Raw genomic sequence first — 12,922 nt, forward strand, 5'->3', positions numbered from 1 at the left:
TACATAACTAATTGAATTCCAACAGGATTTTTAGCCAATAATGGTACTGTCACGTAAATCGATAAAGTTTAAGGGTGAAATAATGGGAAAATATCAAATGATCGCTACGGCCGCAATGGGGCTTGAAGCGCTGGTTGCGCAAGAGGTCAGGGCATTGGGCTATGATTGTCAAGTTGAGAATGGTCGGGTTACCTATAACGGAGATGAATACGCTATCGCAAAAAGCAATTTATGGCTTCGCACGGCCGACCGAATCAAAATCAAGATCGGTGAATTTAAGGCTTTTACCTTCGATGAATTATTTGAAAAGACGAAAGCATTGCCATGGGAAAACTATTTGCCTGAGGATGCCGAATTCCCGGTAATTGGAAAGTCGGTAAAGTCGAAGCTCTTTAGTGTTTCCGACTGCCAGGCAATCGTGAAAAAAGCGGTTGTCGAACGGATGAAGAAGCATTACAAGCGAAACACGTGGTTTGAGGAGAATGGGGCGCTATACCGCATTGAGGTTGCGTTATTGAAGGATGTGGCGACCATAACCATCGATGCCAGCGGCACCGGCCTTCATAAACGCGGCTACCGGGCCGCTCAGGGGGAAGCGCCATTAAAGGAAACATTAGCTGCCGCCTTAATAATGCTGACGAACTGGCGCCCGGACAAGCCGTTTATCGATCCATTCTGCGGTTCCGGCACGATTCCGATTGAAGCGGCGATGATTGGCCAGAATATTGCTCCGGGTTTTAACCGGGAATTTGTCTCGGAACAGTGGAAATGGATCCCGGAAAAAGTTTGGGACGAAGTCCGTACGGAGGCCGAAGATGTGGCCAATTACGATCAGCCCCTTGATATAACCGGATCTGATATCGATCACCGCATGGTGAAAATCGCTCAGGAAAATTCGTTTGAAGCCGGTTTTGGCGACCTAATCCAGTTTAAGCAGATGCAAGTCAAGGATATTTCCACCACCAAGGAATATGGCGTGATTGTCGGAAATCCCCCGTATGGCGAGAGGCTCGGTGACAAACCGGCTGTTGAGCAAATGTATCGGGACATGGGACAAGCGTTTAGCAAGCTGGATACATGGTCGATTTATATCCTGACTTCCCATGAGGAGTTTGAGCAGTTTTACGGCAAACCTGCTACGAAGAAAAGAAAACTGTTTAATGGTTTTATTAAAACGGATTATTATCAATATTGGGGAAAAAAGCCGCCCCGCTCAACTAACGGCAATATAGAAAAAGCTTAATGTCAGCGTCATTGGACGCTTTCTTTTTTTCGGAGGGATTAATTAGATGCAAAACCAAATGCCTTTTACGGTTTCAAAAACCGAATCATTCTATGATAAATTAAGCGAATGGATCGGCGATGTATTTTATGAGATTCTGCCTGAAGCCGGTTTCGAACTCCGGGATGAACAGATTTATATGGCGTTCCAGTTGGAAAAAGCATTTAAGCAAAAAAAGGTGATGTTTGCAGAAGCAGGCGTCGGCACCGGAAAAACAATTGTTTACCTGCTCTATTCTATCATGTATGCGCGTTATACGAATCGCCCAGCCATTATCGCCTGTTCAGATGAAACATTAATTGAACAGCTAGTAAAAAAAGAAGGTGACCTTGCCAAATTGGAACAGATATTGGGCCTTAATATCGATGTTCGTCTGGCAAAATCGCAAGACCAGTATTTATGTTTGAAAAAACTCGACCTAGCCCAAGGTGGTGACCTTTTCGAAGAAGCCCTAACTATCCATGAATCATTGCCTCAATTTGTCCACTCGGTCAACTCGATGCAGAAGTTTGAAAAATATGGCGACCGCAAGGAGTATCCTTCACTTTCTGATGAAAAATGGAATAAATTAAGCTGGGATTCGTTGCAGGATTGCTTTTCCTGTGAAAAACGGCACCGGTGCGCATTGACACTAAATAGGGAATACTACCGGCATGCGCGGGACCTGATTATTTGTTCCCATGATTTCTATATGGAGTATATTTGGACAAGAGAATCAAGGAAGCGGGAAGGCCAACTCCCGCTATTGCCTGAGCACTCCGCCGTCGTTTTTGACGAAGGGCACTTGCTAGAGTTTGCTGCCCAGAAGGCGTTAACCTATCGCTTTACTGATTATACCTTGGAGATACTGCTGACGAGATTGATGGAAAATGATGTTCGCGAGAAAACATTGAATACGATTGAACAGGCATTAATGGAAAATGATACATTTTTTGATGCGGTTTCACAATTTTCTTCACCGGCACAGGGGTCGGATAAACAAGCAATCAGAAAACATCCTTTGGTTGCAAAAACAGGCCGAAAATTACTTTCAACCTTGCAGGAGTTAGAGGAGGAGCTTGTATTCGAAAGTGAACTATACGTCATTAACGAATACGATTTGAAAATCGTTGAGGAATTTCTTGAGCAAATCACCTATTCTCTATCGCTGTTTCTTCAAGAAATAAACGGGATTACCTGGTTGGAGAGTGCAGGTAATGAACGGACGCTTGTCATCATGCCGCGAATGGTCGAGGATGTCATGAGGGAAGAGGTGTTCTCCCAAGCAAGGCCGTATATTTTCTCGTCGGCGACGATGTCGAATGAAAAGTCGTTTGATTATATTGCCGGAAGTCTTGGAATCACTGAGTTCCTTGCATTTTCGGTTGCCTCGCCGTTTGACTATGATGCTAATATGAACATTTTCCTGCCTCTATTTACGCAAGGTGACGACAATAGTAAACTCGAATATATTATCGAAAAAATCTGCGAGTCAGAGGGACGAGCCCTAATTTTATTTAACAATAAAGCGGAAATGATCAATGTGAAGGCAAAACTAATGGAAAAGGAAACGTTTCCCTATCCGGTTTATTTTGAGGGGGATGAGGAGATTAGCACGCTTGTGGCGAAATTTCAGAGCGATGAACAGGCGGTGTTATGTTCCGTTAATCTTTGGGAGGGGCTTGATATACCGGGAAGATCGTTGGAAAATGTCCTGATTTATTCTCTCCCATTTCCACCCAATGACCCCGTCTTTACTGCTAAAAGGGAGGCTTCGGCCGATCCGTTTAGCAAAGTCGACCTGCCATACATGCTCCTTCGCTTGCGTCAAGGTGTGGGCCGGTTAATCAGAACTGAAACCGACAAGGGCAGCGTCCATATCCTCATTGATAAAGAGGTTGATTCAAAAATATTAGAAAAAGTTATTGATGTTCTGCCGACAGAACCAATACAATAGAAAACTCGCCATCGGCGAGTTTTCTTTATTAGCGCCCTAGTGCACGGCGTCCGTCGGCAGTCATTTTGTCTGGTGACCATGCCGGTTCCCAAACAAGGTTAACTTCGACGTTCCTTACTTCTTCAATTCCCTCGACACAATAACGGACACCGCTAGTAATGCTATTATGAAGCGGACATCCTGGTGTGGTCAAGGTCATCGTAACGGTAACATCATTACCCTCTGAAATTTCAACATTATAGATTAAGCCCAAATCAACGACATTAATGCTTAATTCTGGGTCATATACGCTTTTTAATGCCTCGATAATTTTATTTTGCAATTCCATATTAAACACCTCCTATTTTTTTAGTACCTTGAAGATACTGCCTGCAAATATAATTAAAACAACGGAAAGGATAAACTGCCCAATATTAAAAAGTAAGACCTGTTTGAAAATTAGTGAACAAAAGACAATGATCACACTTGCGATAAATAGCGAAAGATTAGGAACAATGACTTTATCGTTCATCATATCCTTTAACGATGGAACTTGGGCTCTGCCGATTTCTTTGCTGTACTTAAAGGTCCACCAAAGGAAAGGGACGATTTTATACAAGTACCCGGCAATTGACAGGACAATCCACAACAGAATATAGGCATAAACCAATGGTCCAATCGCTGTTGAAAAGGAATTGGTCCAAACTAGAATAAAAGCTGCCAAATGAATCAGGGTGCCAAATCCGATCGCTGCTAAAGCAAAGGAGAACGGCTTGTCTAATTTTTTCTTTAATCTTTTTTTAATAATAATGTTGATATGCCAAGAGAAAATGGAAAAACCTGCAAAAAGCAAGAATAAACCGAGTTTTAATAGGATGCTTTGGCCGGTAAAAAAGGAAATAAGCGTTAGGAAAAGGCCGGATACATACAAGGTGTACACATATCTGGCGTGAATCATCGGAAACCCGTGCGATAACGAAAACATCGGTACCATTTTATAGGAAAAGCCGAATATCAACAGGGTAAACCAGCCAGTTAGACCCATTAATAAATGACTCTTAAAAAATGCTTGATAGTGCTCGGAACCGATACCGGTTTTCATGCTGTAAATCAAAGTAATTCCTAGAAAGATCGTCAAAAATAAGCAAACTAGTGCTGTACCGACAAAGGCGGTAAGAATATTAGGTCGTCCTTGAGTTTTTAATGTCATCAGCATCTGGAATAGGAACATAAGAATCCCGACTAGGGTGATAATGCCGGGTATCATCGCATGTTGCGGCGACCAATACAGCATCGCAGAAAAAACGATAATTCCCGCAGCGGTAACGAAAAATTGGATGAAACCAAAGGTTTCATTCCAGATTTTCGTTAGGAAGGCAACAGGAACGAGCTGATACATCGCACCCATTGCAACCATTAAGGCCCAGCCCAAAATCAAAAGGTGGGCAGCCGACCAAACCGGCGGGATTCGGAAGCTGCCGTCTGCCATCATTTGACCGTTAACCAGAAGGACAATTTGAGACAGGACCAAGGCTATTAAACTAAAAATAATAAATGAAAATGGAAGCTTAATATTTGTTTCATTTCCTAAGTTTTGTGATAGCATTATCATTCACCTTCTTAGCGGAAGATTTCAATTTTAAAACTTCTGTCCTCTAGTTGATCTGTCCGCTGTTTATAGCCAAGCTCTTCAAGCTGTTCATATAAGAACATTGGCCTTCTATCATTAATGATGGTCAAGGTCTCTCCATTCGGCAATTTCTCCAAAGCAGCCAAGGTGCGCAACATCGGCTGCGGCGGTTCAAGTCCGCGGTTATCTAATATCATGAATGTCACACTCCCTATTATGTTAATTTAATTTCGTAAAAACAATTTTCCAATGCTTTTTCTCTAATTCTTCTTCCTCATGGGTAAAGCCTTTTGCTTTTAATACAGCAAATAGCGGGGTCGGCTTAAACGGAGCATGAAGAATAAAAATATCATTCTTATTACATTGCTTTACTGCCCCCATAATTTTTTGGAAAGGTTCAATTTTATTTTTCAAATCCTCACGGACATCCAGCTCAATCATTTTCTGATCCATTATCATTCGCCTCTTCTAAAAGAATTATTTAGTTACATTGTAACAGTGGAATCCCAGCGAATATGTGACGCCCATCATAGTTGACACCATTTTACTGAAAATAATTCTCACTGTGACAATTTCGTCAAAAACATAAATAAAAACTCCGCAAGGCTTAGCTTTGCGGAGTTTCTTCCTCTTTTGATATTTTCTCATGACAATCAAAGCAATAGATTTGTTTTTCTTCTGTAATGACCCCATTAAAGAACCCGTCTAAGCAATAAATTTCTTTGTTACAGCATTTGCAGGTACCGACCAATTCTCTCATTTTATTTCCCTCCCTGTACTGTAATTTTATAATCTTTTGTCAGAAAAATATGATAAAATTTAATGGTATAAAAGGGGGAAATGCCATGAATGTTACACAACTCGAAAAAGAGTTTTTGGATTATGTAAGGAAGATGAGGGCATATCATGAGGCGCTCGGGTTAATTTATTGGGATTTGCGGACAGGCGCACCAAAGCAGGGCGTGGACCAGCGCTCTGAAGTAATCGGAATGCTATCCTCAGAAGTTTTTAAAATGTCAACATCTGAAGAGATGGCTGCATACATAGCCAATTTGTCAAAAGCGGAACTTACCGATATCTCGAAAAAGACACTGGAAGAATGCAAAAAGGAATATGAACGTAATAAAAAGATACCTGCTGAAGAATATAAGGAATTTGTTGTGCTGCAATCAAAGGCGGAAATGGTTTGGGAAGAAGCAAAAGACAAGGCGGATTTCAATCTGTTTAAGCCGTATCTAGAAAAACTCGTGGACTATACAAAGAAGTTTATCCAGTACTGGGGAGCCGACCACGTAAAAAATAGTTATGATGTTCTGTTGGACATGTATGAACCAGGAGTAACAGTTGATGTATTGAACCGGGTTTTTGGAGAGTTAAGAGATAAGATCGTTCCTTTGGTAAAGCAGATTTCGGAATCTGTCTATAATCCGCAAACCGAGTTTCTTTTCAAACCATATTCAAAGGAAAAGCAGCGCGAATTTAGCTTGAAGATCCTAGAACAAATGGGATATAACTTTAATGCCGGCAGACTGGATGAAACAGTCCATCCTTTTGCAATCGGTTTGAATCCTGGTGACGTAAGGGTGACAACCAGGTATGATGAACAGGATTTTCGGACAGCCGTTTTCGGTACCATACATGAAGGCGGCCATGCATTGTATGAACAGAACATTTCCAAAGAGCTGATTGGCACGCCGCTCTGTGATGGAACATCGATGGGAATTCATGAATCGCAATCATTATTTTATGAGAATATGGTTGGGAGAAGCCTGTCATTTTGGAAACAAAACTATGAGTTGTTGAAACAATATGCTAGCGGCCAGTTTGATCATGTGGGAATTGCCGATTTTTACCGGGCCATTAATGAGTCAAAACCGTCTCTTATTCGAATTGAAGCGGATGAATTAACATACTCGCTCCATATCATGATTCGCTATGAAATCGAAAAAAGGCTGTTTAATGACGAAATCGTAGTAGCTGATCTTCCGGCAATTTGGAACGACATGTATGAAGAATATTTAGGAATCCGTCCCGAGAATGATGCTGAGGGTGTGCTCCAGGACGTACACTGGGCGGGAGCAAGCTTTGGTTACTTCCCATCCTATGCCTTAGGCTATATGTATGCCGCGCAATTTAAGCATGCTATGTTAAAGGACCTGCCAAATTATGACCAACTGGTGGAGGCCGGGGATTTACTGCCGATAAAGGAATGGCTGACAAGAAATATTCATCAATACGGAAAGTTGAAAAAACCGCTTGAAATTATCCAGGATGTTACTGGTGAAGGGCTAAATGCCAAGTATTTAATCGACTACCTATACGAAAAATATCGAAAGGTTTATCAATTAAATTGAGTAAGCTTCTGCCAGTTATTTTCATTACCATTAGTGCAGCGTTATGGGGAATTATTGCCATTTATGTCCGAAAATTGGCTGATATCGGCTTTACATCGATGGAGATTGTCACCATCAGGGTGGTAACCGCGGCAATTATACTGGGAGTGATCGGTTTGATTCATGATCGATCGAAGTTGAAAATCAGCTATAAAGATATCAGGCTGTTTGTTGGAACTGGTATTTTCAGCATCGTTTTATTTAATTGGTGCTACTTTACCGCAGTAAGCACAATGAATTTATCATTGGCTGTTATACTATTGTATACATCACCGGCATTTGTTTCGGTTTTGTCGTTTCTTTTTCTGAAAGAAAAGTTGACTAAGGTAAAGCTGGTATCGGTGGTTGGGACAATCCTCGGCTGCATCTTGATTGCCGGCGTTAGTCAGACGGATACCTCCTCCCTTAGTGCAATCGGAATTGTTACCGGGCTTGGTGCAGGATTTGGCTATGCATTATATAGTATTTTTGGGAAATTCGCCTTGGCAAAGTATCCGCCATTTACAGTGACCTTCTACACGTTTTTAGTTGCGGCCATTACACTGCTGCCGATCACAGGATTATGGAAAAAAGGGGCTGGAGTATTTACCGGTGATGTCCTGGTCTACGGTGTCGGATTGGGGCTCTTTCCTACTGTTATCGCCTTTTTATTGTATACAAAAGGACTTGAAAAGATTGAAACTAGCAAAGCGGCGGTGATTGCCACAGTGGAACCGATCGTTGCTACCATTTTGAGTGTGTTTCTTTATAAAGAAAGCTTTGGTATAATACAAGCCATTGGCTCTATTCTGATTCTGCTGGCCGTAACGCTTATTAACATTCCAAAAACAAAAAGGGCTTCAATCGAGTTTGATTGAAGCCCTTTTTATTGTATATGGAGTTTTTCACTTTTCTACCTACCAAGTTTTAAATCCTTTTGATCCAGGCGGTGCGTTTTGAATGATATCGATAAATGGAATGGTGTAAGCAAATAGTATTAAGGCAGCAGCAATGCCAAGCCATAATTTCCAGTTTTCAAATACCATAGGTGCTTTTTCTTGCAGATTTTCAGCTTCGCCAACAGGGAATTCTTCCTCGCCTTTAGGTGCAAAAAATGCAAGATTGATAAAAATCACGAGAACCAAAATGATGCCAATGAAAAGGATGGTGCCACCGACTGCTTGAGCAATTTGGTATGGAATCCAATCCAGTGCCTGCTGAGAATCCCCGTAAGTTGAAAACGCAGAACGTCTTGGTCCACCTAATAGTCCTTGGAAGTGCATCGCTCCAGACATGAATGCCATGCCGATAAACCATACCCAAGCTTGAATGATGCCTAGCTTGTTCATTGCTTTTGTTAATTTTCGTCCTGTTAAGTGCGGTACCAACCAATAGGAAATTCCAAAGAACGTTAACACAACAGAAGTTGCAGCTGTTAAATGGAAGTGCCCGGTTACCCAAATTGTATTATGAACTACCTGGTCCATTTGGTTAGAAGCATTGATGATTCCGCCTGCACCAGCGGGAATAAACGAAGCCATCCCGATAAATGGCACGATGAAGCGAGCATCACCCCAAGGAAGAACCCTTAGCCATCCGAAAAGGCCGGTTGCACCTTTAGAGCGGCCATATCTTTCAAATGTAGCGAATAAAGAGAATGCAGTCATTAATGATGGAATAATAACCATAAACGTTAAAATGACTTGAAGAAATTTCCACGCTGGATCAATCCCTGGCTCTGTTAACTGGTGGTGGAACCCAACCGGAATCGAGAAGAGCAGGAATAAGATAAACGATAAACGGGCCAATGAATCAGAGAAAATTTTTCCGCCGATAATTTTGGGAATGACTGCATACCAGCACATATATGCCGGAAGTAACCAGAAATAAACCAACGGGTGTCCAAAATACCAGAATAAAGTCCGGCTTACAAGAACATCAACAGTATCAACAATTCCTAGAGACCAAGGCAGCAACTGGAATAATACAGTAGCTGCTACACCCAATGTCGCCACAATCCACATGACCGTATTGATCACAGCCATAAAGCTTAACAGCGGGCTTGGCTGTCCAGGGTTGTTCTTTCGCCATTTTGCATACGTCATGATTTGGGCCGCACCGTCAACCCAGCTGCCGACAACGACAAATGTCAATCCTAAATAAAAAATCCAGTGCGCCTGAAGCGGTGCATAAAAAGTATAAAGGACTGATGCTTCATTTAACAAAATCATTACGCCAGCCATTAACGTACCAAGAGTCATTAACCAAAAGCCAATCCAGCCCGCCCGTCTTGCTGCGGGTGAATGAGTGCCTGCAGTTCTTGAAACCGCGGCGTATTGAAAGCCCATAATAAAGAAAGTTGTCAACACAAGACCCATTAATACGCCGTGAGCAGTAAGAATTTGATAATAGCCAATTCCCCATGGCAGCTCAAACTTTCCGGAGCGGACAAGGGTTTGCAGAAGTCCCATCAAACCACCAATTGCAAGTGCGCCAAAGGCAACGAAAAAGTGTGCCATCGAAAGCTTGGCATCACGCGGGTCAACTTTTACTTTTGCTGCTGCGCTGCTAATCATTATTTAACCACCTCAATCTTCGAGAACATTAAGTGGTGTCCAGTACCACAGTATTCATTACAAACAATTAAGTATTCGCCGGCTTTATCAAATGTAGTGGTATACTCGCTGATATATCCGGGTTCAAGCATCATATTAATATTGGTTCCGGCTACCTCAAATCCGTGAATAACGTCTTTGGTCGTTGCCATGACTTTAACCTTTGCTCCAAGAGGAACTTCCACTTGCGCCGGTTGATAAGAGAATGCTGATGCTACATAAACTAATTCATAATCCCATTCTTTACCTTCCACTTTATGCAGTCCTGGTTTATCGAACGGTTTTGTTTGATCGACCTTTTCAGGGTCGATGGTTGTCAAACAGCTTGGAGGCTTGTTTCCCAAATAAAAGGCGCTGACCCCAACGACTGTCAGGAAAATAACCAGGCAGCTGATACCGAAAATCAGCCAGATTTTTTCAAATTTATGCATATGCATAATGTTTTCCCCCTTCAGAAATTAAAAACGATCTACAAATAAGTAGTAGACACTTACCCATGAAACGATAATAAAAAGTCCCAACAAGAAAACGGATGCCAATGTCCCCTTTAAAGAGGAACTGTCTTCAACCTGTGTGTGTTGTTTTGCCTTTAGTTCCGCCTTCGCCATCCCCTTACACCCCTTTCAAATTTTTGAAGAAATTTTAATAAGTTCTCTTTCATAATACAAAACAATTGTGAATTAAAAATATGAAATTTAAGAGTTCACAAAATGTTCATTCCTTAGATAACTACTATGTTAATGTTAAAAACTTGGCGTAACAGTGATTTAAATCACAAATAACAATTTGTAATTGTGAATAAAGTGTGAACAATCATATCAAAAGTGTGATGATTGTAATTGATAAATTCTTCACAAACAAAAAATCACCGCTGTCTCCTCGTTCGGCACCATTTAAAAATAAAGGAAATATGATAAAACAAACGATTTATTATATTTAGAAAGCGGTGGGGGAAATGGAGAAATATTATTGTGAACAATGCCGCCTTTTATATAACAAAAAAGAGCCATGCAAAGTATGTGGCAGTTTGGCAGGCAATAAAATTCACATTGAGGTTCAAAAGCAGCCTGAAAAATAATCACATCGCCATTCCAGTTCTTTGATGATCTGTAATTGGAAATGTTTTCGTAATGAAGGGAGACAATATTCACGCTATAATAAAGATGCACAGCAACAACAACCTTCAAAACGTTTGCTTCTCCAGATTGGGGGAGCTTTTTTTTGCCCTAATGGGTTGGAATATTTATCCGTGAATTGGTAAAAATACCTGTACCTTGTGTTATTAGGAGAATGACAATGCCTTCAATTATTTCCGTTGCAGAGGTACTTCCACCATTTGAAATTAGACAGGAGCAGGTATGTGAATTTGCTAGAAACCTGTTTGCCAAATCTTTTAAGGATATAGAGCGATTATTGCAGGCTTTTCCCAACGGCCAAATTGAAAAACGGCACTTTGTAAAAGAGATTGATTGGTATGGGGATGAACATTCATTTGAGGAAAAGAATGCTGCCTTTGTCGAGGCGGCTGTCACCCTTGGCAAGGAGGCTATCACAAAATGTTTGAATGATGGCCTGTTTCTAAAAAAACCAGTTCCTTATGACGAAATTGACGCCATCTTTTTTATTACGACAACAGGAATCGCTACGCCTAGCATTGAAGCGAGAATCATGAACCGATTGCCATTTAATCCGCATACGAAACGGATCCCCATCTGGGGGCTGGGCTGTGCTGGGGGTGCGGCAGGATTATCGAGAGCGGCAGAGTATTGTTTGGCGTTTCCGAAGGCTAAGGTGCTGGTATTGTCCGTTGAACTTTGCAGTTTGACCTTTCAACGGAATGACCGCTCAAAAAGCAACTTAATCGGGACTTCCCTGTTTGCTGACGGGATTGCTTGTGCCTTGGTATGCGGTGATTCGAGCGACATAGATAATTACCGCAAAAAAACAACATTCCCGTCGATTATTGCAACTGAATCGACCCTTATGCCGGATTCACTCGATGTAATGGGCTGGGATGTCAAAAATGACGGGTTGTTTGTGGTGTTTTCAAGAGACATTCCGCAAATAATTCGAAATTGGCTTAAGCCGGTCATTACCTCATTTTTAGCTGAAAAGCAGCTTGATTTAGAAAAAATGGATTATTTAATCGCCCATCCCGGCGGCAAAAAAGTATTGGAGGCCTACCGGAAGGCTTTAGACATCCCGGAGGCCATGACCGAAATCTCTTCAGAGGTGTTAAAACAGTTTGGCAATATGTCATCAGCGACGATCCTTTATGTGTTAAGGCGTGTGATGGAAGTGGATATATCTCGGGGCTCTTACGGGCTTTGTACGGCGCTTGGTCCAGGATTCAGTTCGGAGCTTTTGTTATTGAGGTGGTTTGAATGAGCGATTATCTTACTTTTCCATATCTGTTCGGTTTTATCGTACTTCAGAGAATTGTTGAACTAGTGATTGCAAAAAGGAATGAACATTGGATGAAGCGGCAGGGGGCAATTGAAATAGGGGCGATTCACTATCGATTTATCGTCCTCATGCATATGTTGTTTTTAATCAGTTTTTTCCTTGAGAAACTGCTTTTCAAACATGGGTTATCACCAATATGGCCAATTCTATTAACTGTTTTTGTTTTAACCCAAATTTTTAGGATTTGGGTTATTCAATCGCTCGGCCGATTTTGGAATACAAAAATAATTGTCCTGCCGAATGCCTCTGTGATTCGAAAGGGGCCCTACCGATATATCAAGCATCCAAACTATCTGGTTGTTTCGCTTGAAATAATTGTGATCCCAATCCTCTATAATGCTTACTTTACGGCTGTTCTGTTTACGATTCTTAACTTCATTATGTTAGCAATTCGCATTCCAAGGGAAGAGCAGGCACTAGGAAGTGTTACAGAATATAATCATGCTTTTCAGGACTGCCCGAGGTTAATTCCTAAGGTTGTTAAATAATTATGACAATTGCTTGAGCCCCGTTGAAAATAGTTCTCAACCATGATATTATTTGCTTAAGATGAAAATCATTCTCAACAAGGATGGTGTTACATATGGCATATGCTTTTGTTGGCGGGACAATAATCATTTATGCGTTTGTTATGAAACACGT

Annotated in this window: 14 protein-coding genes; 6 read left to right on the forward strand and 8 right to left on the reverse strand. The window is 41.4% G+C overall.

Going from position 1 to position 12,922, the window contains the following annotated elements; all coding sequences use genetic code 11:
* The first annotated feature begins 82 nt into the window (after positions 1-82).
* Positions 83-1,243, forward strand: a complete 1,161-nt coding sequence (locus tag AR334_RS15645) for a class I SAM-dependent RNA methyltransferase (RefSeq protein ID WP_066313013.1) — start codon at positions 83-85, stop codon at positions 1,241-1,243.
* A 46-nt stretch (positions 1,244-1,289) separates the two neighbouring features.
* Positions 1,290-3,218: an ATP-dependent DNA helicase gene (locus AR334_RS15650; RefSeq protein WP_066313022.1), complete on the forward strand. Its 1,929-nt coding sequence runs from the start codon at positions 1,290-1,292 to the stop codon at positions 3,216-3,218.
* A 28-nt stretch (positions 3,219-3,246) separates the two neighbouring features.
* On the opposite strand, the gene AR334_RS15655 is transcribed toward AR334_RS15650, so the two are convergent.
* The 5 genes from AR334_RS15655 to AR334_RS29940 all read right to left on the reverse strand — a co-directional run bounded on the left by AR334_RS15655 (position 3,247) and on the right by AR334_RS29940 (position 5,587).
* Positions 3,247-3,546 carry a metal-sulfur cluster assembly factor gene (locus AR334_RS15655; RefSeq protein ID WP_066313023.1) on the reverse strand — a complete coding sequence of 100 codons (300 nt, stop codon included), beginning with the start codon at positions 3,544-3,546 and terminating at the stop codon, positions 3,247-3,249.
* Between the two features lie 12 nt (positions 3,547-3,558).
* The gene (locus tag AR334_RS15660; protein WP_066313026.1) at positions 3,559-4,803 is read right to left on the reverse strand and encodes a hypothetical protein; all 1,245 of its coding nucleotides are present in this window, start codon (positions 4,801-4,803) and stop codon (positions 3,559-3,561) included.
* 14 nt (positions 4,804-4,817) lie between these two features.
* Positions 4,818-5,024 (reverse strand): DUF2249 domain-containing protein, encoded by a 207-nt coding sequence (locus AR334_RS15665; protein ID WP_066313027.1) that lies wholly within the window; start codon positions 5,022-5,024, stop codon positions 4,818-4,820.
* 22 nt (positions 5,025-5,046) lie between these two features.
* Positions 5,047-5,280 carry a DUF2249 domain-containing protein gene (locus AR334_RS15670; RefSeq protein ID WP_066313029.1) on the reverse strand — a complete coding sequence of 78 codons (234 nt, stop codon included), beginning with the start codon at positions 5,278-5,280 and terminating at the stop codon, positions 5,047-5,049.
* A 154-nt stretch (positions 5,281-5,434) separates the two neighbouring features.
* The gene (locus AR334_RS29940; protein ID WP_172799222.1) at positions 5,435-5,587 is read right to left on the reverse strand and encodes a hypothetical protein; all 153 of its coding nucleotides are present in this window, start codon (positions 5,585-5,587) and stop codon (positions 5,435-5,437) included.
* Between the two features lie 85 nt (positions 5,588-5,672).
* On the opposite strand from AR334_RS29940, the gene AR334_RS15675 reads away from it, so the two are divergent.
* Together AR334_RS15675 and AR334_RS15680 are read left to right on the forward strand one after the other, a co-directional pair.
* Positions 5,673-7,181, forward strand: coding sequence for a carboxypeptidase M32 (locus AR334_RS15675; RefSeq protein WP_082692964.1), 1,509 nt, complete (start codon positions 5,673-5,675; stop codon positions 7,179-7,181).
* Positions 7,178-8,077: a DMT family transporter gene (locus tag AR334_RS15680; protein WP_066313037.1), complete on the forward strand. Its 900-nt coding sequence runs from the start codon at positions 7,178-7,180 to the stop codon at positions 8,075-8,077. The genes AR334_RS15675 and AR334_RS15680 overlap by 4 nt, the downstream gene beginning before the upstream one ends.
* 39 nt (positions 8,078-8,116) lie before the next feature.
* Here AR334_RS15680 and AR334_RS15685 read toward each other — a convergent pair whose 3' ends face one another.
* Genes AR334_RS15685 through AR334_RS15695 form a run of 3 tightly spaced genes read right to left on the reverse strand, consistent with a single transcriptional unit; the run spans position 8,117 to position 10,422 of the window.
* Positions 8,117-9,775 (reverse strand): b(o/a)3-type cytochrome-c oxidase subunit 1, encoded by a 1,659-nt coding sequence (locus tag AR334_RS15685; protein ID WP_066313040.1) that lies wholly within the window; start codon positions 9,773-9,775, stop codon positions 8,117-8,119.
* Entirely contained in the window at positions 9,775-10,251 is a 477-nt protein-coding gene (locus tag AR334_RS15690; protein WP_066313043.1) for a cytochrome c oxidase subunit II, read from the reverse strand. The genes AR334_RS15685 and AR334_RS15690 overlap by 1 nt, the downstream gene beginning before the upstream one ends.
* Before the next feature lie 21 nt (positions 10,252-10,272).
* Positions 10,273-10,422: a cytochrome c oxidase subunit 2A gene (locus tag AR334_RS15695; RefSeq protein ID WP_066313046.1), complete on the reverse strand. Its 150-nt coding sequence runs from the start codon at positions 10,420-10,422 to the stop codon at positions 10,273-10,275.
* A 688-nt stretch (positions 10,423-11,110) separates the two neighbouring features.
* Here AR334_RS15695 and AR334_RS15700 point away from each other — a divergent pair.
* Positions 11,111-12,202, forward strand: coding sequence for a type III polyketide synthase (locus AR334_RS15700; RefSeq protein WP_066313057.1), 1,092 nt, complete (start codon positions 11,111-11,113; stop codon positions 12,200-12,202).
* Positions 12,199-12,768 carry an isoprenylcysteine carboxyl methyltransferase family protein gene (locus AR334_RS15705; RefSeq protein ID WP_066313060.1) on the forward strand — a complete coding sequence of 190 codons (570 nt, stop codon included), beginning with the start codon at positions 12,199-12,201 and terminating at the stop codon, positions 12,766-12,768. Before AR334_RS15700 ends, AR334_RS15705 begins: the two co-directional genes overlap by 4 nt.
* Positions 12,769-12,922 lie beyond the last annotated feature (154 nt).

The sequence above is a fragment of the Bacillus sp. FJAT-29814 genome (assembly GCF_001510715.1).
GTDB lineage: Bacteria > Bacillota > Bacilli > Bacillales > Cytobacillaceae > Neobacillus.